The sequence below is a fragment of the Streptomyces roseolilacinus genome (genome assembly GCF_014649335.1).
GTDB lineage: Bacteria > Actinomycetota > Actinomycetes > Streptomycetales > Streptomycetaceae > Streptomyces > Streptomyces roseolilacinus.
This window is the reverse complement of sequence record NZ_BMSV01000002.1, coordinates 44,672-65,809: the sequence shown is the minus strand read 5'-3', so window position 1 is coordinate 65,809 and position 21,138 is coordinate 44,672. Positions and strand designations below refer to the sequence as shown.

Sequence of the window (21,138 nt, the reverse complement as noted above, 5' to 3'; positions counted from 1 at the left end):
CCCGCCCCCGCGCGGATCCGCCCCCGGTCGCGGCGCCTCAGGAGGCCGCGGCGCACGCCGGGTGGCCCCAGCCGGCGTCGTTCCTGGCGATCGTCTCGCCCTTCGCGTACGGGTTGCCGCAGCGGCAGCGGCCGGCGAACTTCGCCCGCACCGTGCCCCGGGAGGCGGTCGCGGCGCGCGGGCGGCGGGGCGCCGCCGGGCGTTCGCGGGTGTCGGGGGGCGGCAGGACCGAACCGGCGGCCGAACCGGCGGGCTGCTGGGTGACGGCCGCCTGGCCGGCGGCCGCGTCGGCGGCGGCGTTCAGGCGGTCGCCGTCGACCCGGTGGGCCGGCGTGTGGACGAACCGCACGTCCCGGCCGGTCAGCAGGCCGTCGATGGCGACGACCAGCTCCCGGTTGGCCACGGGCGAGCCGGACGCGGTCTTCCAGCCCTTGCGGCGCCAGCCCGGCAGCCAGGTCGTGACGGCCTTCATCGCGTACTGGGAGTCCATGCGGACCTCCAGCGGGGTCGCCGGGTCGGTGGCCTCCAGCAGCCGCAGGAGCGCGGTCAGTTCGGCGACGTTGTTCGTGGCCCGGCCCAGCGGGCCGGCCTCCCAGGAGGCCACCTCCCCGTCCGTACCGGCGACGACCCACGCCCAGGCCGCCGGCCCGGGATTCCCCTTGCACGCCCCGTCACACGCGGCGATGATCCGTTCCGTCATTGTCCCGATCCTGCCATGCCGGCGGCCCGGCCCCGGCCACCGCCCACCACGCCCGCCCGACCGACCGGCACCCCGCGCTCCCCCGTCCCCGCGTCAGTCACCGGGAGGCGGGGCGGGCTCCCAGGGCGGGGGCCTGCGCCCGTCCGTCCAGGCCGCGAGCGCCTCGCCGTCCACGCAGACGATGCCGAGCGCGGCGGCGTACTCGGCGGCCGGCGCGGTGAAGCCGCTGGTCGTCACCACGACGGCGACCTCCGCCTCGTGGACGGCGAAGCACGTGCCGCCGAAGCACTGCAGGTCCCGCGAGCCCACCGGGTGGTCGGCGGCGTACTGCTTGCACTGCACGACCAGCCGCCGCCCGTCCGGCGTGGTCGCCACCACGTCGGCCCCGAGGTCGCCGGGGCCGCCCGAGACCTCGGTGCGGGTGCAGCCGTCGCGCACGCAGAGGGCGGCGACCGTGTGCTCGAAGCCCTGCGGGTCCACCTGCTCGTGGTCGACGGCGTCACCGTCCAGCACGGGCACGGCCGCCTCCACCGGGGCCGGGGCCGGGGTCCCGGCCGGTGCCGCGGGCACGGACACACCGTCGTCCGGGGGCGCCGGCGGCCGCGCGCCCCGGCCGGCCGCCCGGCGGGCCACCGCGGCGAGGACGACGACCGCGAGGACCAGCACCGCCGGGCCGAAGGCCCCGGACGACGCGCCCCACACCGTCCGCGCCAGCAGCGCCAGTCCGCCCACGGCGGCCCCGACCAGCCCCACGGCCAGTACCACGTCCCGCCACCCGGCGCGCCTGCCCCGCCCGTTCACCCGCTCCGCCACCGCCACGTACGCCCCCCTCCACCGACACACACCACCACCCCGCCTGGCCGCGCGCCCCGTCCGCAAACCTCCCCGGCGCCCCGCACGCCGCTCCGGCGGCGCCTCCCGCGTTTCGGCCAGGGACGAACCGGGGTGCCCGAAGTGGCCTTGTGGTGGACGGAACGTTTCGGGTAGACCGGTGCTGCTCCGCCGAGATCCCCACTGTCACCCGCACCCGCCGCGGCCGCGCCGCGACGCGCGTGTCTGCTCGTGCGACGACGGGAGGTTCCATGGAACAGCGACGCACCACCTTCGCGCTCAGTCCCGCCGAGTCGGAGCGGTTCCACCGCGACGGCTACCTGGGCCCCTTCGACCTCTACGAAGAGTCCGAGATGGAGCGGAACCTGCGGGCCCTGCGACCGAAGCTCCTCGACACCCGGAAGGCCGTCTACGGCGGTGACCGCACCGTGGCCGGGGCCACCGACCTGGCCAACTACGACCGCCACCTCGACGTCGACTTCCTGGCGCGGCACATCACGCGACCGGAGATCGTCGACCGGGTGGCGAGCGTCCTGGGCCCGGACGTGCTGTGCTGGCGCAGCGAGTTCTTCCCCAAGTACCCGGGCGACGAGGGCACCGACTGGCACCAGGCGGACAACTTCTCCAACGTCGCCGGGTCGAAGCACCCCCAGATCGTGTGGCCCGAGGACGCCGGCTTCGGGGGGACCGTCACCGTCTGGACGGCGTTCACCCCGGCCACCGAGGAGACCGGCTGCCTGCAGTTCATCCCCGGCAGCCACCGCACGATGCACTACGACGAGTCGAAGGTGATGGAGTACGACGCCGACTCCATCAACAAGGTCGACAAGGACGGTGTGCGGCGCGGCTTCTTCGGCTACGACTACCGCCAGTTGCAGAAGGACCCCGACTGGCGGCCGGACGAGTCGCGGGCCGTGCCGCAGGTGATGCGGCAGGGGCAGTTCGTCATCTTCTGGTCGACGCTCATGCACGCCTCCCTCCCGCACAGCGGCCGCACCGAGCAGATGCGCCTCGGCTTCGCCGCGCGGTACCTGCCGACGTCGGTGCGGGTCTACCCGTACTCGGACTCCCTGGACGAGTTCGGCGGTTCGGCGAGCCTCGCGAAGTTCGGCAACGTCCTGGTGTCCGGCACGGACCGGTTCGGGCACAACCGGTTCGTGGACCGGACCGTCGGGGGCTTCCCGTTCCCGGTGCGCGGGGAAGCGGGGCGGTCCGCATGAGCGACACCCCCCTCTCCCTCACCCCCGACGACATCGAGCGCTGGGTCGTCGCGACCTGCCGGGACCTCGGCGTGGACCTCGACGGCGCGGACGGCGACTTCTTCGAGGCGGGCGGCACCTCCCTCGCCGCGACCCGGCTGATCGCCCGGGCGGAGGCACGGTACGGGGAGGACGCGCTGCCCCCGGACGACCTGTTCGCCGACAGCGGCGTACGGGCGATCGCGGCGGCCATCGGGCGCAACGCCCGGCGGGGTTCCGCGCCCGGCCGGGCCTGACCCCGGGGCCGCGGTGCTCGCCCACCGGCACGTGACGAGGCTCCGGCCCGTCGACGGCACGCCACGGATCCGGCTGATCTGCTTCTCGTACGCCGGGGGCGGCCTCGGCCCGTTCCGCGCCTGGGCGCCGGACGTGCCCGACGGCGTCGAACTGCTCGGCGTCCGGCTGCCCGGCCACGGCAGCCGGATCCGGGAGCGGCCGCACACCGACTGGGAGCCCCTGGTCGACGAGGTGACCGGCGTCCTCGGGCCGTACCTGGCCGAGCCGCACGCGCTGTTCGGCCACAGCTTCGGCGGGCGGCTCGCGTACGAGGTGGCGCGCCGTGCCGGGGCGCGCCACCCCGGCCGGACCCGCCGCCTGTTCGTCGCCGCGTGCCGCACCCCCGACACCCCCCAGGCCAGGCCGTACCTGCACGAGCTGACCGACGCGCGGCTGCGGGACGCGATGGGCGCGATGGGCGGCGTGCCGCAGGAGGTGCTCCGGGACGACCGGATGATGGGCGTGCTCCTGCCGGTCGTCCGCGCGGAGATGCGGCTCGCCGAACTGTGGGGGGTGCGGCCCGGCACACGGCTCGCCGCGCCCGTCACCGCCCTGTACGGGCGGGACGACCCGGTCGACGGGGCGGCGGAGACGGCACGCTGGCCCCGATTCAGCCGTGCGGCGGGGGAGGTGCTGGAGGTGCCCGGCGGGCACTTCTTCCTCGACGCCCACCGCCCGTGGCTGCTGGACGTCATCGGCGCACGGCTGGGAGGCGACTGATGGACACCCCGGTGGGCGGGCCCGCGGCGATCGGGCTGCACCGCCGCATCAACCACCTGACCACGGTCCCCTACCCCGACGACCGCAGCGTCAAGGACCTGTTCGAGGACGCCGTGCGGCGGTTCCCCGACGCGGTGGCGGTGGTGCACGGCGACACGGAGGTGCGCTACGGGGAGCTGAACCGGCTCGCCGACCGCCTCGCCCGCCGGCTGCGCGCGGACGGGGTGCGTCCGGGGGCGGTCGCCGGGGTGTGCGTGGACCGCTCCGTGGGCATGGTGGCCGCGCTGCTCGCCGTCCTCAAGTGCGGTGCGGCGTACCTGCCGTTCGACGCGGCGTGGCCCGGCGCGCGGCTGCGGCACCTGTTCGACGTGGCGGGGTGCGAGGTGCTGGTCACCGACCGGCCGGACGCGCTCGCCGCGCGCTTCCCCGGGCGGCGGGTCACCCCGGTGGCCGGCGGGGAGGACGGTGACGCGGACGGCGGGGAGGACGGCGCCGCGGACGTGGCGGTCGGCCCGGACGACATCGCGTACGTCAACTTCACCTCCGGGTCGACCGGCACGCCGAAGGGCGTCCCGATCCGGCACCGCGCGGTCGCCCGGCTCGTGTTCGGCGCCCGGTACGCCCCGCTCGACGAGCACACGACGCTGCTCCAGCTGGCGCCGGTGACGTTCGACGCGACGACGTTCGAGATCTGGGGCGCGCTGCTGCACGGCGGGACGTGCGTCCTGTACCCCTCCGCGTTCCTCCGCCTCTCCGAACTGGGGCAGGTCCTGCGGGCGCGCTCCGTCACGGTGCTGTTCCTCACGACCGCGCTGTTCAACACGGTCGTGGACGAGGCCCCCGACGTCCTGGACGGCGTGCCGACCGTCCTGACCGGCGGCGAGGCCCACTCCCTGCCGCACATGGCGCGGGCGCTGCGGCGCTACGGCCCCGGGCGCGTCGTCCACGTGTACGGGCCCACCGAGTGCACGACCTTCGCCACGTACCACCCGGTGCGGGAACTGCCCGCCGACGGCACGCCCCTGCCGATCGGGCTGCCCGTCCAGAACACGCGGGCGTACGTGGTGGGGGAGGACGGCCGGCTGTGCGGGCCCGGGGAGACCGGCGAGCTGCTGGTCGGAGGGCCCGGCCTGTCCCCCGGCTACCTGTCGCTCCCCGACGCCACCCGGGAGCGGTTCGTCGAGCTGGACGTCGACGGGCGGGTGCGGCGGCTGTACCGCACCGGCGACCTGGTCCACGCGCGCGAGGACGGCGCCCTGGTCTTCCGGGGACGCGAGGACGGGCAGGTGAAGATCGACGGGCACCGCGTCGAACTCGGCGAGGTCGGCCACCACCTGAACGACCACCCGCAGGTCCGGCAGAGCCACGTCACCACCGTCCCCACCGCGACGGGCGGCCGGGCGCTGGTGGCCTTCGTCGTGCCGCGCTCGCCGGAGTGCACCGCCGCGCTGCTGCGGGAGCACCTCCGGGCCCGGCTGCCCGCCTCCATGGTGCCGTCCGACATCCGGTTCCTGGCGGCGCTACCGCTGACGCCGCACGGCAAGGTGGACCGGCGCGCGCTGCCGGCCGCCGGGGGCGGGGCCCGCTCGTGACGGCCGGGGAGGCCGCCGCCCCGGGGACCGGCGCGGACCCCGTGCCGGGTGCCGACGCGCCGTACCTCACCGCCGCGCAGGACCGGCTGCGCGAACGGGTGCGCGGTGTCCTGGCCCGCGCGGTCCTCCCCCACGCGGACCGCTGGGAGGAGCTGCGGCACGTCCCGGCGGAGGCGTGGCGGACCCTGGGCGACGCGGGACTGCTGGGCCTGCCGCTGACGGGGCCGGGCTTCCTGGACAGCGCGGTCCTGCTGGAGGAGCTGGGGCGCACCGGGTACGCGGGCGTCCGCGCGGCGGTCGGGGTGCACGCGTACATGGCGGCCTCCTACCTCGAACTGTTCGGCACGCCGCGGCAGCGGGCCGCGTACCTGCCCGCGGTGCGCCGCGGGGAGCGGGTGGCGGCCCTGGCGATCAGCGAGGAGGGCGCCGGGTCGGACCTGCGCGGGCTGAGCACCCGGGCGGTCGCGGACGGCCCGTGCGGCTACCGCGTCACGGGCCGCAAGTGCCACGTCGCCAACGGCTCCCGCGCGGGCTTCTACGTGACGCTGGCGCGGACCCGGCAGGACGCGCCGCGCCGCGGCCTGGCCGGTGCGAGCCTCCTCGTCGTCGACGCGGACCTGCCCGGGGTGACCCGCCGTCCGCGGCCGCTCGCCGGCTGGCACGCGGCCGACGTGTGCGAGGTGGAGTTCGACGACGTGCCGGTGCCGGCGGACCGGCTGATCGGGAAGCCCGACCGGGCGCTGGTGTACCTGATGCGGGCGCTGGACCTGGAGCGGCTGGCCGCCGGGCTCCTCGCGGTCGGCGGCGCGGCGTACTGCGTCGGCCTGCTGGACCGGTTCGTCCGCACGCACCGGGTGCGCGACGCGCCGCTCGGCGCCCAGCAGGCCGTGCGCCACCGGGTGGCCGACCTGACGGCCGAGCTGGACCTCGTACGGCACTACGGGCTGCGGGCCGCGTGGCTGCACGGCGGGGGCCGGCTGGACACGGCCACCGCGTCCGTGCTGAAGCTGCGGTCGACCGAGCTGGCGGTGGCGGCGGCGCAGGCGTGCGTGCGGTTCCACGGCGCGCGCGGCCTGCTGGAGGGGTCCGCGGTGGCGCGTCTGTACCGGGACGCGGCGGCGGGGACGATCGCGGGTGGCGCCAGCGAGCTGATGCGTGAGCTGATCTACGAATCCACCGGGGAACGGGGCGTGTGAGGGACCGTCACGGCCCGGTGTTTGCCATGCTGATCACCGTTGGTGACGTCGTCGACACGGCAGGAGGACGGCCCTCGTGACACGGGACGGACAGGGCGGGACGGGCGCGGACGAGGGGACGACGCCCTTCCAGCGGCTCCAGCTGCGGCTGCGCTCCCCCTTCGGGCCCGACGGCGCGGGCGCGGGCGAGGGGCCGCCCGGGGTGGTCGTCGTCGTGCCCAGCTTCACCCTCGACCAGGCCGGGATGGACAAGATCCCCGGCATCCTCCACTACGAGGAGCGGCTGCTGTCGTTCCTGCACCTCCTGGCGGACCCGCGGCGGCGGATCGTGTACGTCACGAGCCGGCCCCTGCCGGAGCCCCTCGTCGACTACGCGCTGGGACTGGTCCGGTCGGTGTCCGCGCGGGAGGCCCGCGCCCGGCTCACCCTCCTCGACTGCGGGGACGACCGGCCCGTACCGCTCACGCGGAAGATCCTCCGGCGGCCCGCCCTGGTGGAGCGCGTCCGGGGCCTCGTACCGGACCCGCTGGACGCGTGCGTCCTCGCCTTCAACGGTTCGGCGCACGAGCGGGAGCTCGCCCTGCGGCTCGGCGTGCCGCTGTACGCGTGCGACCCGGACCTGGCGCACCTGGGCGGCAAGAGCGGGGCGCGGGCCCTGTTCAAGGAGGCGGGTGTGCCGGTGCCGCGGGGCGTGGAGGGGCTGCGGGACGGCGACGACCTGGTGGGCGCGCTCGCCGCGCTGCGGGCGGCGCACCCGGAGGTGCGCCGCGCGATGATCAAACTGAACGAGAGCTTCGGGGCGGGCGGCAACGCGATGTTCGACTTCCGGGGCGTGCCGGAGGGGCGCGGCGCGGAGGACTGGATCCGCCGGGTCCTCCCGGAGCGGGTGGAGTTCGCGACCCCGCCCGACACGTGGGAGGAGTACGCGGAGAAGCTCGCCGCGATGGGCGGCGTGGTCGAGGAGTTCCTGGAGGGCGGGGAGATCGTGTCGCCGTCGGCGCAGGTGCACGTCGCCCCGGGGGGCGCGGTGCGCGTCGTCTCGACGCAGGACCAGCGCTTCGAGGGCGCGGCGGGCCAGACCTACGCCGGGTGCGCGTTCCCCGCGCGGGCGGAGTACCGGCAGTCCCTCCAGGAACTGGCCGGCCGGGCGGGGCGCGCCCTGGCGGACCGGGGGGTGGTCGGCATCGCCAGCGTCGACTTCGTGACGGTCCGCGAGGGGGCCGGGTTCCGGCACCACGCGGTGGAGGTCAACCTGCGGATGGGCGGCGGGACGGCACCGCTGATGTTCCTGCACGGCGTGACGGGCGGCCGGTACGAGCCGCGGACCGGGGAGTTCCTGACCCCGGAGGGCGAGCCGCGCTGCTACGTCGCCTCGGACCGCGTGCAGTCCCCCGCCTACCGGTCCCTCACCCCGCGGCGCCTGCTGGACGCGGCGGCGCGCAACGGGGTGCTGTACCGGCACGAGGAGGGCCGCGGGGCGGTGTTCCACATGCTGGGCGCGCTGCCCGGGTTCGGCAAGCTGGGGGTGGTCGCCGTCGACACGACGGGCGAGGGCGCGGAGGCGGGCTTCCGGAAGGTGGTCGACTTCCTGGACTCGCTGGCGGCCGGCTGACGGCGGGCGCGCGCCGGACGCCCGTGGCGCGGCGGGCCGCCCGGGCGGGCGTTGCCCGTGGCGTGGCGGGCCGCCGGAGGACCGCGGGCGTGCGCCCCGGTGCGACGGCTCCGATCCCGGGCGGGGGCCGCTCCCGGCCCGCGCCCCGGCGCCCGGAACGGGGCGTCACTTGACCGAAACTGGCCCGTACGCACCCCTGTCCCGCCCTCCTGCGGGCACCTAGGCTCGACCGGACCGCCGCGGCACTTCCGATCGCCTCTCGTCGACCCAGGAGGACCATCGTGAACCAGGCCACCACCCACGAGGGCCAGTCCCGCCTCGAAGCCCGCCCCGCCGGTGAGGAGGAGCTCGACCTCGTCATCGGCGAGCTGGAGCAGGAGATCCCCGCCCGCACCGGGGCGGCGGCCGGGACCTGCATCCGCGTCTACTGCATCTGACGGCTCGTCCGGGGCCGCCGCAGGCCACGGCACGGTACTCGGGTGCCGCCCCGCGATCCGCGGGGCGGCACCCCGCACGGGAGGCACCATGACCGAGGTGCTGTGGGACGCGGTGCCGCCGTCCGGCCCGGGGGACGCGTCCGCGCGCCTTCCGGCCGCCGCCCGGAAGGTGGTGGAGGCCGTACGGGCGGGCTCCGCCGGGCGGCTGTTCCCCCCGGTCCTGCGGCCGGGCGAGGACGGCACCCTCGCACACCACCGCTTCCCGGCGGGCGACACGGACGCGGCGGTCCTCGCCGCGGCGCTCGCCACGCCCCGCTTCGCCCCGCTCGCCGCGCTCCTGGACTCCCTCGACGCCTGGTGCCGCGCGGCCGCCGCCCGGCACGGCGGCCTGCTCGCGCCGGGCCTGCCCGACGTCACCGACGGCGCCCTCTTCGGCCCGCTCGTGGCGGAGTGCTTCACCGCCTGCGCGGCGGGCGCCCCCTACGACGCCGCCGGGCAGTGCGCCCGGTGGACGGCCTTCCTCGACCTGTTCCTCCGGCGCCTGGCCCGCGACGCCGCCGGGCCCTGGTTCGACCGGCCGTCCCTGCGCCTGCCCGTGACCGGTGTCGAAGCGCAGGACGGGGAGACCCACAACGGCCGGCGCAGGGTGCTGCGGGTGCGCCTGGGCGGGGGCGGGAGCGTCGCGTACAAGCCACGCCCGGCAGGCGGCGAACCGCTCTTCCTCGCCCCGGACGACTCCGTGTTCGCCCTCCTCAACGCCCTGCCGCCCGCGTCCGGCGCCGTGCGCCTGCCCGTGCTGCGCTGCACCCCCGGCTCCGGCCCGGACGGGCGGGAGTACACCTGGCAGGAGTGGCTGGAGCCGCCCGCCCAGTGGGGCGTGATCCGCCGCTCGCCCGCGTCGCGGCTGTACGGCACCCGGCTCGGCCGCCGCCAGGCCCGGCGGTTCTGGCACCGGGCCGGGGCGTTCGCCGCCGCCGCGTTCCGCTTCGGCCTCGCCGACCTCGGGGAGGGCAACGTCCTGGCGGGCACCCGCCCCGGGGAACGGGAGCCCCTGCTCCACCCCGTCGACCTGGAGGTCTTCCTCACCCCGCTGCGGAGGCTGTACGACACCGGGCTCGTCGCGGACACCGCCGCCGGCGACCACCACCACCCGGGCCTGGAGGACCGGGCCCGCTGGTGCACCGTGGACGGGCCCGTCGCCCACTTCGCCGAACGCCCCGGCGGCGGCCTGCGGCTGGTGCGGCGGCGCCGGCCCTGCGCCCGCGCCGGGACCCGCACGGTCGTCGCCGACACCGGGGGGCGCACCGGGTACGGGCCCTACCTCCCCGCCTTCCTGCGCGGCATGTTCGACGCGTGGACGCTGATGTCCCGCCACCACGACACCGTCCGCGCCTTCCTCGACCGCGCGGCGCGGGACCGGTACGTCCGCGTGCTGCTCAAGCCGACGGCGGCGTACACCGAGGTCCTCGCCGACCGCCTCACCGGCACCGGGGACGGCGCCGAGGCGGCCGCCGGGGACGGCGCCGAGGCGGCCGCCGGGACCGGCCCGGGGTCCGGCGCGCGGGCCTCCTTCGGCCCGGCCGAGACCGCGCAGCTCGACGGCCTCGACGTCCCCTACTTCCTCCGCCCCGCCTCCGGCGGCCCGCTGCTGTGCGCCGGCCCCCCGCACACCCCCGTGCCCGCCGGGCCGCACCCGGGGTGGCCGCCCTCCCCCGCCGTGCGCGACGAGCGGGGGCGTGACCTGTCCGGCCTCGGCGTGGCGCTGCGCGACGCGGCCGAGTACGCGTACGACACCGTGGGACCGCGCACCCTGCACGGCGAGGGCGTCCTGGTCCGGCTCACCGACCGGCACACCGGCGAGGTCCGCTTCGACTGGCCGGAGGCGGGCCGCCGGATCACCTACGCGTGGGACCGGGACGCCGTCCGGGTCCGCGCCGAACCGCTCGTCCGGCCCGCCCCCGCGCCGGACGTGCGGCGCCGGCTGCTGCGCGTGGACCGGGTGGACGCGGCGCTGCGCGCCCGCTGGGTCGCCTCCGGCTTCACCGACGAGGACACCGAGGAGCGGCTGCGCACCCTGACCTCCGCCGCGATGCACTGGCTGCGGGGCGTGGTGGAACGGCACGGCTGGCCGGGGCGCGCCCTCGTCGGCCCGGCCGCGGCGGACGCCGCCTGCCGGCTCGTCCAGCACGCCGAGGGACCGCTCGCCTTCCCGCGCGAGTGCCTCCGGCTCGTCGAACGGGCCGCCCGTGACGGCGACCTGCCCTGGCGGCAGGTGGCGTACGTGACCGACGCGCTGCGCGTCCGGGAGGGCCGGCCGCAGCTGTACGGGACGAAGTTCCGCATGCGGGAAGGGGAGTTGGAGCCGTGTCCCATGGAACAGCCCGACCTGGTGGACGAACGCCGGCGCGACCTGGGGATGGAACCGCTCGCGCGGTACGCCGCCCGCCTGCGCCGCCGCTACCGGCCGCAGGCGCCGTGACCGGCCCGGACCCCGCCCCGGCCGGTGCCGCCGCTTCGGCCGCCGCCTGGGACGGCTTCGCCGCCCGCCACTGGGCGCGGGAGCCCGTCGTGCTGCCCGCGCCGGGCGGGACGGGCGCCGTGGACCCGCGCCTGGCGTACGCGGTGATGGTGGAGGCCGCGTGGCCCTTCCGCACCGGGACGCGGTTCCGGGCCCTGCCCGACGTGCGGTTCCTCGTCGACGGCGGCCGGATCCGCGCCCCGGGCGACCTGCTGCCCGGCCCCGGCGACACCACGGCCGCGCGGTACGCCGACCGGCTCGACACCCGGATGGAGGGGCGCGGCCGGCTCCTGGCCGTGGAGCAGCCCCTGATGCTCGACCACCGGCTGTGGGCCGGGGTGCGGGAGCTGGTCGCGCCGCTGTGGGAGCGGGTCGGGCACCCGGTGCTGCCGGTCGTCTCGGAACTCGCCCTCGGCGACGGGGCCGTCGACGGCGACGGCCTGGCCCGCGAACCCGTCCGCTCCACCCTGGTGTGGGTGCTGCGCGGCACCCTGACCGCCGTACCGCACGGCCCGGCCGGCGGCCCCGCGCCCACCGCCGGGGCCGGGGACCTGCTGCACTGGCCGGCCGGGCGGCCGTACGCCCTGCGCTACGGGGCGCGCACCCTGGCGCTGCGGCTGCTCGTGCCCGGCGACCCGCGCCTGCTCACGGAGGCGGTCAAGGACGTCGTCGCGGGGATGCTGCACGAGCGGCGCGGCGACGACCGCGTGCCCTACCTGCCGCACCCGCCCGCCACCGGAGACGGCCCCGCGCCCGACGTGCCCCACCTCGCCGAGGCGGGAAGGGCGTTGCGCGAGGTGACCGGAGCGGACCGGCTGGACCGCGCCCTGGGCGTCCTGTGGGCGCGCAGGGCCAGCGCCGCCGCCCTGGAGCCCGTACCGGACCCGAGGCCCCCCGTCCGCCTCGCGCCGGACGACCGGGTGCGGCCGGGTTCACCCGTCGTGCGGATGCCGCTGGAGGACGGGCGGTCGTGGGTGTGGGCCGTCGACGGGCACGCCTTCTCGCTGCGCGGCGCGCTCGGCGAGCGGGTGCTGGAACGGCTGCGGCGGGACGGGGCGCCGACCGTGCGGGAGCTGTGCGCCCTGGCCGGTCCGGGCCGGGAGGAGGGCGTCGTGGCGCTGCTGGAGAAGCTGTACGCCCTGCGGGGCGTGGACGTGGCCGGACGGGAGGCGCCGAGGTGAACGGGCCGGTGGCGGTGGAGGCGGGGTTCTCCTGGAGGACGTTCACGGAGCGGTACTGGGACCGGCGGCCGGTGCTGTTCCGGTCCGTGGCTCCCGCGCCGTTCGAGGCGGCGGACGTGTTCCGCGCGGCGGTCCGGGCCGGGGGGTCCGCGCACCCGGGCGGCCGTATGCCGCCGAACGTGCAGCTCACCGTCGGACGCGTGCAGCGCGACGCCCCGGACGGGCTGCTGCCCGCCGCCGGGGACGGCTCCCTCGACGCGTACGACGCACGGCTCGCCTCCCGCCTCGGCGGCCGCCGCTACGCCCTGGTCGTCAACGGCTTCCACGCCTTCGACACGGCGCTGTGGCACCGGGAGCGCGCCTTCTTCGCCGGACTGTGGGAGTCCGTCGGCCTGCCGCTGACCGGGGCGATCACCACCCTGTTCCACGGCACGTACGAGCACAGCCCGGTCGGCGTCCACAAGGACCGCTTCGCGACCTTCGTGTTCGGGCTGCGGGGCCGCAAGCGCATGCGGTTCTGGCCGCGCAGGCCGTGGGAGGAGCCGGTGTCCACCAAGGTCGACTACGCCCGCCACACGGCCGCGTCGTTCACCGCCGAGGTCGGTCCGGGCGACCTGCTGTACTGGCCGGCCGACTACTACCACGTCGGGGAGGGCGCCGGCGCCGGGCCCGCGACGAGCGTCAACGTCGGGGTGCCCCGGGACGAGCACCACGCCGGATACGAGCTCGAGGACCTGCTCGCCGACCTCGACCCGGCGCGGCTGGCCGGCGGCGGCGTGGACTGCCTGCTGCCCGCCCCGGACGCCCCCCTCACCGCGCCCGGCCCCGGCGCCGGCGGCCTCCTCGCGCCGTCCCCGCCCGAGGCGCTGACCGCCGCGGTCCGGACCCTCGGCGCGTACGGCGACCCGGACCGGATGCGCCGCCGCGTCACCGTCCTGTCGCTGCGCCGCTGGACGGCCGGCGGTTTCGAACCCGTACCCGCCGCCGCGCCGCCGCGCCCCCTGGCCGACGGGGACCTCCTGCGGGGCGATCCCCGCTCCCGGGTCCTGTGGGCGCCGGACGGCGACGGCGGCACCCTCTGCGCGGCGAACGGGCACGACACCCGCACCCCGCTCGGCCACCCCGACGTCCTCCGGCTGGTCCGGGTGCTGTCCGGGGCGGCCCCGGTGCCGGTGGCGGTGGCGGACCTGCTGTCCGCCGTCGGGCCGGGCGCGCGGCGGGCCGACGTCCGCGACCTGCTGGTGCGGCTGGAGAGCTTCGGGGCGCTCCGGCGCGGGACCTGACGCCCGGTCGGCGGCACCGCGCCCTCCGCCACCGCCTGTTCGGGCAGCCGGAGCGCGCGCCGCCGGGCGTCGAGTCGGCGGGGCGGCACACGGCGGTCACGACGGTCGGGCCGCTCCTTCACGACGGTCGGGCCGTGCCGTGAGGAAAGCGGTGCGCACCCCCTTGACCTTCCGGCTCACGGCCCCCAACCTGTCGGTTCGGAGAGCGCTCTCCCGCCGTTCTTTCCGAAGGAGATCCCATGAGACCCGCCGGCACCCCCCTCGCCCCACCACCCCGTACCCCCACCGCCCTGCCCCGTCACGCGCTCGTCGGGGCGGTCGTCGCCGCGCTCCTCGCCGCACTGCCGGCGTTCGTCCCCGCCCCGGCGGCCCAGGCCGCGCCCGCGCTGCTCTCCCAGGACAAGCCGGTGACGGCGTCCAGCCAGGAGCACTCCGGCACCCCCGCGTCCGCCGCGGTGGACGGCGACAACGGCACCCGCTGGTCCAGCGCCTGGTCCGACCCGCAGTGGATCCGCGTGGACCTCGGAGCCCCGGCGAGCGTGAGCCGGGTCGTGCTCCGCTGGGAGAGCGCGTACGCGAGGTCGTACCGCGTCGAGTTCTCCGGCGACGGCACCACCTGGACGACCGCGCACACGACCGCCTCGGGTTCCGGGGGGACGGAGACGCTCGCCGTCTCCGGCACCGCGCGTTTCGTACGCGTCCACGGCACCGCCCGCGCCACCGGCTACGGCTACTCGCTGTGGGAGTTCCAGGTGTACGGCACCCCCGGCGGCGACGGCCCCGGCCCGGTCACGCCCGGCGGTGACCTCGGACCCCACGTGCACGTCTTCGACCCCTCCACGCCCGGCCTCCAGGTCAAGCTGGACGAGGTGTTCAGGAAGCAGGAGTCGGCGCAGTTCGGCAGCGACCGCCACGCCTTCCTGCTCAAGCCGGGCACGTACCGCGGCATCAACGCCCAGATCGGCTTCTACACCCAGATCGCGGGACTCGGCCTGCGGCCCGACGACACCACCATCGACGGCGACGTGACCGTCGACGCCGGCTGGTTCGACGGCAACGCCACTCAGAACTTCTGGCGGGCCGCGGAGAACCTGGCGCTGAACCCGGTGAACGGCACCAACCGGTGGGCGGTCTCCCAGGCGGCGTCGTTCCGCCGCATGCACGTCAAGGGCGGGCTGAACCTCGCGCCGAACGGCTACGGCTGGGCCAGCGGCGGCTACATCGCCGACTCGAAGATCGACGGCCAGGTCGGCAACTACTCGCAGCAGCAGTGGTACACCCGCGACAGCGCCATCGGCGGCTGGTCCAACTCCGTGTGGAACCAGGTCTTCTCCGGCGTCGAGGGCGCCCCCGCGACCGGCTTCCCCGAGCCCCGCTACACCACCCTGGACACCACTCCCGTCTCCCGCGAGAAGCCGTTCCTCTACGTGGACGGCGACGAGTACAAGGTCTTCGCGCCGGCCAAGCGCACCCACGCGCGCGGCACCACCTGGGCGAACGGCACCCCGCAGGGCGAGTCGATCCCGCTGAGCCGGTTCTACGTCGTCAAGCCGGGCGCGACCGCCGCCACCATGAACGCCGCCCTGGAGCAGGGCCTGCACCTGCTGTTCACCCCGGGTGTGTACCACGTCGACCGGACCATCGACGTCAACCGGGCGAACACCATCGTCCTGGGCCTCGGCCTGGCCACGATCATCCCCGACAACGGGGTGACCGCGATGAGGGTCGCCGACGTCGACGGCGTGCGGCTGGCCGGTTTCCTCATCGACGCCGGCCCGGTCGACTCCCCCACGCTGCTGGAGGTCGGGCCGCAGGGAGCCTCCGCCGACCACGCCGCCAACCCCACCACCGTCCAGGACGTCTACATCCGCATCGGCGGCGCCGGGCCCGGCAGGGCCACCACCAGCATGGTGGTCAACAGCGACGACACGATCATCGACCACACCTGGGTCTGGCGGGCCGACCACGGTGACGGGGTGGGCTGGGAGACCAACCGGGCCGACTACGGCGTCCGCGTCCACGGCGACGACGTGCTGGCGACCGGCCTGTTCGTCGAGCACTTCAACAAGTACGACGTCGAGTGGTACGGCGAACGCGGCCGCACGATCTTCTACCAGAACGAGAAGGCGTACGACGCGCCCGACCAGGCGGCCATCCAGAACGGCTCCACCCAGGGGTACGCCGCCTACCGGGTCGACGACTCGGTCACCACCCACGAGGGCTGGGGCATGGGCAGCTACTGCAACTACAACGTGGACCCGACCATCCGTCAGCACCACGGCTTCAAGGCCCCGGTCAGGCCGGGGGTCAGGTTCCACAGCCTGCTGGTGGTGTCCCTCGGCGGCATGGGCCACTACCGCCACGTCATCAACGACACCGGAGCCTCCACGGTGCCCTCCGGCACCTCGACCGTCCCGTCGACCGTGGTCTCGTACCCCTGACCGGTGTCTCCCGGGCCGCCGGCCGGTCGGGCGCCCACGCCTGACGACGACCCGCCGGTCCCCGGCCGGCGGGGGGGGGGGGAGCCACGGGGGCGGCTCCGCCCCGCGGCGTACCCGGAACCGGGCGGCGCCGGGCACTCCTTGCCGACCGGGCGCTCCCCCGCCGGCCGGGCGCTCCCTCATCCGGCCGGGTGTTCCCCACCAACCGGGCGTGCCCGTCCGCCGGGTGCCTCCCGGCCGGTCACGCCGACCCGCGCACCACCAGTTCGGGGTCGAAGATCACCGCGGTGGGCTCGTCGCGCGCCCCCTCGATCTCCTCCTGGAGGAGCCGCGCCATCGTCGCCGCCATCTCCTCCATCGGCTGGCGGACCGTGGTGAGCGGCGGCCGGCAGGAGACGGCGACACCGGAGTCGTCGAAGCCGACCACCGCCACGTCCTGCGGCACCCGCCGGCCCCGCTCGTGCAGGACCTGGCAGACTCCCTGCGCCATCAGGTCGTTGGCGGCGAACACCCCGTCGATGGCCGGGTGCTCCGACAGCAGCCGGTTCATCGCCGCCGCGCCGCTCTCGACGGTGAACCCGCCCTCCGCCACGGGTACGTACGGGTGGCCGTGGCGTTCCATCGTCTCCCGGAACCCGGCCAGCCGGTCCTGGGCGGCGGGCAGGTCCAGGGGACCGGTGATGGTGGCGACGCGCCGGCAGCCGCGCGCGAGCAGGTGCTCGGCGGCCAGGCGCGCGCCGTCCCGGTGCGCCAGGTCCACGTAGGTGACGGGGACCGGCGTGGCCGGGCGCGCGAACAGGACGCAGGGCAGGTCCTCGGACGCCAGGAGGACCGGCAGCGGGTCCTCGGCGTGGGTGGAGAAGATCAACGCGCCGTCCGCCCTGCCCTGCCGCAGGTAGGCGACCACCTCCTGCCGGGCCGTGTCCGTCCCGGCGAACATCAGCACCGGGTACATCGACCGGGGGCGCAGGAACCTGATGACCCCGCTGACCACCCGCCCGAAGAACGGGTCGGCCAGCACCCGGGAGGCGAAGGCGTCCTGTTCGCCCTCGGAGTCGTCCCGCGCGCCCGAGACGACCAGGGCGATGGTCTCGGCGCGCCGGGTCACCAGTGCCCGGGCCGCCCGGTTCGGGGCGTAGCCGGTCCGCTCGATCGCGTCCCGTACGGCCTCCTGGATGGCGGGGTCCACGTTGCGGATGCCGTTGACGACTCTGGACACGGTCGCGCGGGAGACGCCCGCCTCCCGCGCGACGTCCTCGAGCGTCGGGGCGCGTCTGGTCATGCCCGTACCCTACCGGCGGTGCGCGGGCCGCCGTCAGCCAAAGGGCGAGCGCTCTCCGGCGGGACGCGACCGGCCACCGGCAGCTGCGCGGAAGCGCTCGGGGACGGCTCCCCGACGATACCCCCGGTGCGGCGCGCGCGGCCCCGGCCGCCTCCGCGAGGGCCGCGGCGGGGTCGGGCGGCTGCGGGGCGGTGGGACCGAGGGGCCCGTCTCGTCCCAGACTTCGTCCGCACCCCCGCCGGCCCGTCGGGCATCGTCTCCCGCGGGCCGGCGGCGGGTTCGGCGGCCGTACGCCAGGTCGCCCCGCGGTTGAGGATGCGCACCTTCCGTCCGGGATCCCCCTCGTCCGGCGGCCGTGTGCGCTCTGCCGGGACACCCGTTCCCCTCCGGGCACCCGTGGAGGAGAGCGCTCTCCGGAACTATGGCCAAAGCGGTTCGCCGTGTCAACGCACGCGGGCCGTCCCGGCCGGCCGGGGCACGGCCCCGGGAACGGCCGCGGGCGCCGCTCACGCGGCCGCCCGCGGCGCACGTCGTCGTCATTCGAAGAACTTGAGGCTCCAGCCGGTGTCGGTGTGGGGGCCGGGCACGTTGGCGCGGCGGTAGGTGGTCCCGCCCCACCAGCAGAACGTGCCGGTGTACCAGTACCGGTTCTCCCACGCGTACGGCGTCCCCTTGGGCACCGCGTGGAACATCAGCGGGAACCTCGGACCGGCGGGCGGGCTGGTGCCGATGTCACCGTCGAGCAGGACGAAACTGTGGTGGCCGGGCCCGTCGACGTGCAGCGTCGGGTCCCAGCCGGCCATCATCGTCGCCCGGTGGGAGCCGAACAGGCAGCCGTTGGACTTGTACCAGTCCCACACGTGCGTCGGGTCGCCCCCGGCCCGCAACCGCAGATCCGCCAGGCAGTACTGGTCGCTCCAGCTGCCGTTGGCGGAGTACACGACGTGCAGCTGCCCGTCGGGGTCCCTGATGGGCTGCGGGCCCTCGTTGATGTAGGGGTTGCCGACCACCCGCTCCCAGGGCTCCCGCGGTTGCGAGATGACGTACCGCGCCCCGGTCGGCGTGGTCGGGCTGCTCATCCGGGCGATGTAGAGGTTCTGCTCGACGTCGGTGTCCCCGGCCCAGCCGGACCAGACGAACCAGCGCTGCCCCTCGAAGGTGAACAGCGTTCCGTCGATGGCCCACTTGTCGTCGGGCAGGGCCAGTTTCGTCGCGGCCGTGTAGCCGCTGTCCGGTTCGGTGGAGCTGATCACGTACATCCGGCGGTCCGGGCCGCCGCCGGCCGAGAAGTAGATGTGGTAGCGGCCGCCGTCCCGCACGATCTCCGGGGCCCACACCCCACCGAGGTCGGGGGTGCCCGTCCAGACCTGCCGGGCGGGCGCGGAGGCCAGCGCGGCCGTCGACGGGGCCTGCCGCACGACGATGCCGTCACCGGTGGACTGCACCGAGACGTACGTACCGCCGACCCGGAGCACGCTCGGGTCCGCGGCCCGCAGGCCGGTCTGGTCCGCCCGGGCCGGCCCGGCGGACGACAACGCCGTCGTGACGGCGAGGACACCGCACGCCACGAAGGCGACGGCGGTGGAAAGACAACGAGAGAGCCTCATGGTCCCCTTCCCTGATCGGCCCCCGTCCCGACGCCCGGCCGGAGGCGGCTCCCGGGGCGAGGACGGCGTCCGGCCAGGATGGCACCGCGGGGGGTCGCGGGAGGCGGATTCGGCCGTCGTGTCCCCTGATGGTGTACCGGGGAGCCGCCCCGGCCGGGAGAGCGCTCCCTCACCATGCCGACGGCGTACCGGGGCTCGTCAGGGCCGACGGCGTACCGGGGCTCGTCGGGGCCGACGGCGTACCGGGGCTCGTCGGGGCCGACGGTGCCCGCTCCCCCGCCACCATCGCGCCGTGTCCCGGAGCGGGACACGGCCCGGTGACCGCCGGGTCCTTCGACACCTTCGGCGATCGGGGGCGGCAGGGTCACCGGCGTGGCCCGGTTCCGGAGGGGGACGGCGCACCGAGTCGGCGGCCGGGGGGCGCGCAGGAGGTCAGCGGCCCTTGCGCACCCGGGCCGCCGCGCGGGCCTCCGCCGTCCTGCGGGCCTCGGCGGCCTTGCGGGACTCCTTCGCGGGGCGGCCGGGGCGGGTGCCCAGGCCGCGGAAGGGGGCGTTGCCGCCGGTGGCCCTCGCCTCGGCGGGCGGGCGCTTCGCCCCGGTGAGGGCGGTCAGCCTCTCCTCGCCGGAGCGCACCTGGGTGACGGTCGGCCGGATCCCGGCGTCGGACATCATCCGGTTCACGTCGCGCCGCTGGCCGGGGGTGACCAGGGTGACCACGTTCCCTGACTGCCCGGCGCGCGCGGTGCGCCCGCCGCGGTGCAGGTAGTCCTTGGCGTCGGCCGGCGGGTCGACGTTGACGACGAGGTCGAGCGCCTCGACGTGGATGCCCCGCGCCGCCACGTTGGTGGCCACCAGTACGGTGATCTCGCCCTCTTTGAACTGGGCGAGCGTGTGCGTGCGCTGCGGCTGCGACTTCCCGCTGTGCAGGGCGGCGGCCCGCACACCGCTGGCCCGCAGGTGCCGGGTGAACCGGTCCACGCCCGCCTTGGTGTCCAGGAACATCAGCACCCGGCCGTCGCGTGCGGCGATCTCGGTGGCGGTCGCGTACTTGTCGGCGGGGTGGACGTTCAGCACGTGGTGCTCCATCGTGGCGACCGAGCCCTCCGCCCGGTCGACCGAGACGAGCAGGGGGTCGTCCAGCCAGTCCCGCACCAACTGGTCGACGGCGCGGTCGAGCGTGGCGGAGAACAGCAGCCGCTGCCCGTCGGGGCGGACTTGGCCCAGGATCTCCGAGACCTGCGGCAGGAACCCCAGGTCGCACATCTGGTCCGCCTCGTCCAGCACGGTGATCCGCACCCGGTCCAGGTGGCAGTCCCGGCGTGACACGAGGTCGACCAGCCGGCCCGGTGTCGCGATGACCACGTCGGCGCCGGCCCGCAGCAGCGCCGACTGCCGGTTGATCGACAGCCCGCCGACCACCGTCGCCAGCCGTACGCCCAGCACCTGCGCGTACGGTGCCAACGCGTCGCCCACCTGCTGGGCGAGTTCCCGGGTCGGGACCAGGACCAGGGCGAGCGGCCGTTTCGCGTCCGCCCGTCGGCCTGCCGTCCGGACGAGCAGCGCCAGCCCGAAGGCGAGCGTCTTGCCGGAGCCGGTCCGCGCGCGGCCGAGGACGTCGCGCCCGGCGAGCGCCTCGGGCAGGGTGGCCGCCTGGATCGGGAAGGGCTCCCTCACCCCGAGGTCGGCCATCGCCGTCGTCAGCTCCGGCGGCAGCCCGAGTGCGTCGAAGGACCCGGCCGGCGGCAGGTCCGCGGCCGTCCGCGGCGTCGAGTGCCCGTCGTGTGGCGCGCTCTCCCGCGGCTCGTCGGGGCGGGGGAGTCCGGGGGCGGGCGGCTTCGCGTTCATGGGGAACCTTCCTCGATCTGGCGCCCGGAACGCGCCGGGGCCCGTACCTCTCGGTACGGGCCCCGGCGGTGTCGAAGCGTGCGTCCCATTTTACCAGCGGGGCCCGGGAGCCCTCCGCCGCCGGTGTCCGCCTCCCTCCCGGGCCGGCCGGCGGGGAGGCGCCGCACGGGCGGGGCCCGCGCGAGCGGGGTGGCGGGAGGGGAGTCAGCCGGTGGGCGGGACGTGGTGCCGGCCGGGGCCCCGCGGCCACCGGGGGACGCCCGGGCGGAGGTCGGCGCGGGCGGCGGCGCGGGACCGGGCGCGGCCGGCCGGGCGGCGGGCCGGGCGCGCCCCCGGGTGTGGCCGGGGGTGGTGCGGA

At 76.5% G+C, this 21,138-nt stretch carries 16 protein-coding genes; 11 read left to right on the top strand and 5 right to left on the bottom strand.

Annotated features, from left to right (window positions below):
- Positions 1-37: 37 nt before the first annotated feature.
- Positions 38-700, bottom strand: a complete 663-nt coding sequence (locus IE106_RS04560) for a ribonuclease H family protein (RefSeq protein ID WP_189530088.1) — start codon at positions 698-700, stop codon at positions 38-40.
- Between the two features lie 93 nt (positions 701-793).
- The gene (locus IE106_RS04555) at positions 794-1,519 is read right to left on the bottom strand and encodes a restriction endonuclease (RefSeq protein WP_229840037.1); all 726 of its coding nucleotides are present in this window, start codon (positions 1,517-1,519) and stop codon (positions 794-796) included.
- Between the two features lie 263 nt (positions 1,520-1,782).
- Between IE106_RS04555 and IE106_RS04550 the strand changes: the two genes are divergently transcribed.
- The 11 genes from IE106_RS04550 to IE106_RS04500 all read left to right on the top strand — a co-directional run bounded on the left by IE106_RS04550 (position 1,783) and on the right by IE106_RS04500 (position 16,046).
- The gene (locus IE106_RS04550; RefSeq protein WP_189530086.1) at positions 1,783-2,751 is read left to right on the top strand and encodes a chlorinating enzyme; all 969 of its coding nucleotides are present in this window, start codon (positions 1,783-1,785) and stop codon (positions 2,749-2,751) included.
- Positions 2,748-3,026, top strand: a complete 279-nt coding sequence (locus IE106_RS04545) for an acyl carrier protein (protein WP_189530084.1) — start codon at positions 2,748-2,750, stop codon at positions 3,024-3,026. The genes IE106_RS04550 and IE106_RS04545 overlap by 4 nt, the downstream gene beginning before the upstream one ends.
- 31 nt (positions 3,027-3,057) lie before the next feature.
- Entirely contained in the window at positions 3,058-3,786 is a 729-nt protein-coding gene (locus IE106_RS04540) for a thioesterase II family protein (RefSeq protein WP_229840034.1), read from the top strand.
- Positions 3,786-5,378 (top strand): amino acid adenylation domain-containing protein, encoded by a 1,593-nt coding sequence (locus IE106_RS04535; protein WP_189530079.1) that lies wholly within the window; start codon positions 3,786-3,788, stop codon positions 5,376-5,378. The genes IE106_RS04540 and IE106_RS04535 overlap by 1 nt, the downstream gene beginning before the upstream one ends.
- Positions 5,375-6,574 carry an acyl-CoA dehydrogenase family protein gene (locus IE106_RS04530; protein ID WP_229840032.1) on the top strand — a complete coding sequence of 400 codons (1,200 nt, stop codon included), beginning with the start codon at positions 5,375-5,377 and terminating at the stop codon, positions 6,572-6,574. Before IE106_RS04535 ends, IE106_RS04530 begins: the two co-directional genes overlap by 4 nt.
- Before the next feature lie 76 nt (positions 6,575-6,650).
- Positions 6,651-8,186 carry a peptide ligase PGM1-related protein gene (locus IE106_RS04525; RefSeq protein WP_229840030.1) on the top strand — a complete coding sequence of 512 codons (1,536 nt, stop codon included), beginning with the start codon at positions 6,651-6,653 and terminating at the stop codon, positions 8,184-8,186.
- A gap of 281 nt (positions 8,187-8,467) precedes the next feature.
- Positions 8,468-8,623 carry a hypothetical protein gene (locus IE106_RS04520; protein ID WP_189530077.1) on the top strand — a complete coding sequence of 52 codons (156 nt, stop codon included), beginning with the start codon at positions 8,468-8,470 and terminating at the stop codon, positions 8,621-8,623.
- An 88-nt stretch (positions 8,624-8,711) separates the two neighbouring features.
- Positions 8,712-11,102: a DUF4135 domain-containing protein gene (locus IE106_RS04515; RefSeq protein ID WP_189530075.1), complete on the top strand. Its 2,391-nt coding sequence runs from the start codon at positions 8,712-8,714 to the stop codon at positions 11,100-11,102.
- Complete coding sequence (locus IE106_RS30650) at positions 11,099-12,322, top strand: hypothetical protein (protein WP_268255279.1); 1,224 nt, start codon at positions 11,099-11,101, stop codon at positions 12,320-12,322. The genes IE106_RS04515 and IE106_RS30650 overlap by 4 nt, the downstream gene beginning before the upstream one ends.
- Positions 12,319-13,605 (top strand): JmjC domain-containing protein, encoded by a 1,287-nt coding sequence (locus IE106_RS04505; RefSeq protein WP_189530073.1) that lies wholly within the window; start codon positions 12,319-12,321, stop codon positions 13,603-13,605. The genes IE106_RS30650 and IE106_RS04505 overlap by 4 nt, the downstream gene beginning before the upstream one ends.
- A 239-nt stretch (positions 13,606-13,844) precedes the next feature.
- Positions 13,845-16,046 (top strand): discoidin domain-containing protein, encoded by a 2,202-nt coding sequence (locus tag IE106_RS04500; protein WP_189530071.1) that lies wholly within the window; start codon positions 13,845-13,847, stop codon positions 16,044-16,046.
- A 241-nt stretch (positions 16,047-16,287) separates the two neighbouring features.
- Here IE106_RS04500 and IE106_RS04495 read toward each other — a convergent pair whose 3' ends face one another.
- The 3 genes from IE106_RS04495 to IE106_RS04485 all read right to left on the bottom strand — a co-directional run bounded on the left by IE106_RS04495 (position 16,288) and on the right by IE106_RS04485 (position 20,780).
- The gene (locus IE106_RS04495) at positions 16,288-17,328 is read right to left on the bottom strand and encodes a LacI family DNA-binding transcriptional regulator (protein WP_189530069.1); all 1,041 of its coding nucleotides are present in this window, start codon (positions 17,326-17,328) and stop codon (positions 16,288-16,290) included.
- A 536-nt stretch (positions 17,329-17,864) separates the two neighbouring features.
- Positions 17,865-18,935 (bottom strand): glycoside hydrolase family 43 protein, encoded by a 1,071-nt coding sequence (locus IE106_RS04490; RefSeq protein ID WP_189530066.1) that lies wholly within the window; start codon positions 18,933-18,935, stop codon positions 17,865-17,867.
- 432 nt (positions 18,936-19,367) lie between these two features.
- A complete protein-coding gene (locus tag IE106_RS04485; RefSeq protein WP_189530064.1) occupies positions 19,368-20,780 on the bottom strand; it encodes a DEAD/DEAH box helicase in 1,413 nt (470 codons plus the stop codon).
- Positions 20,781-21,138: the final 358 nt, after the last annotated feature.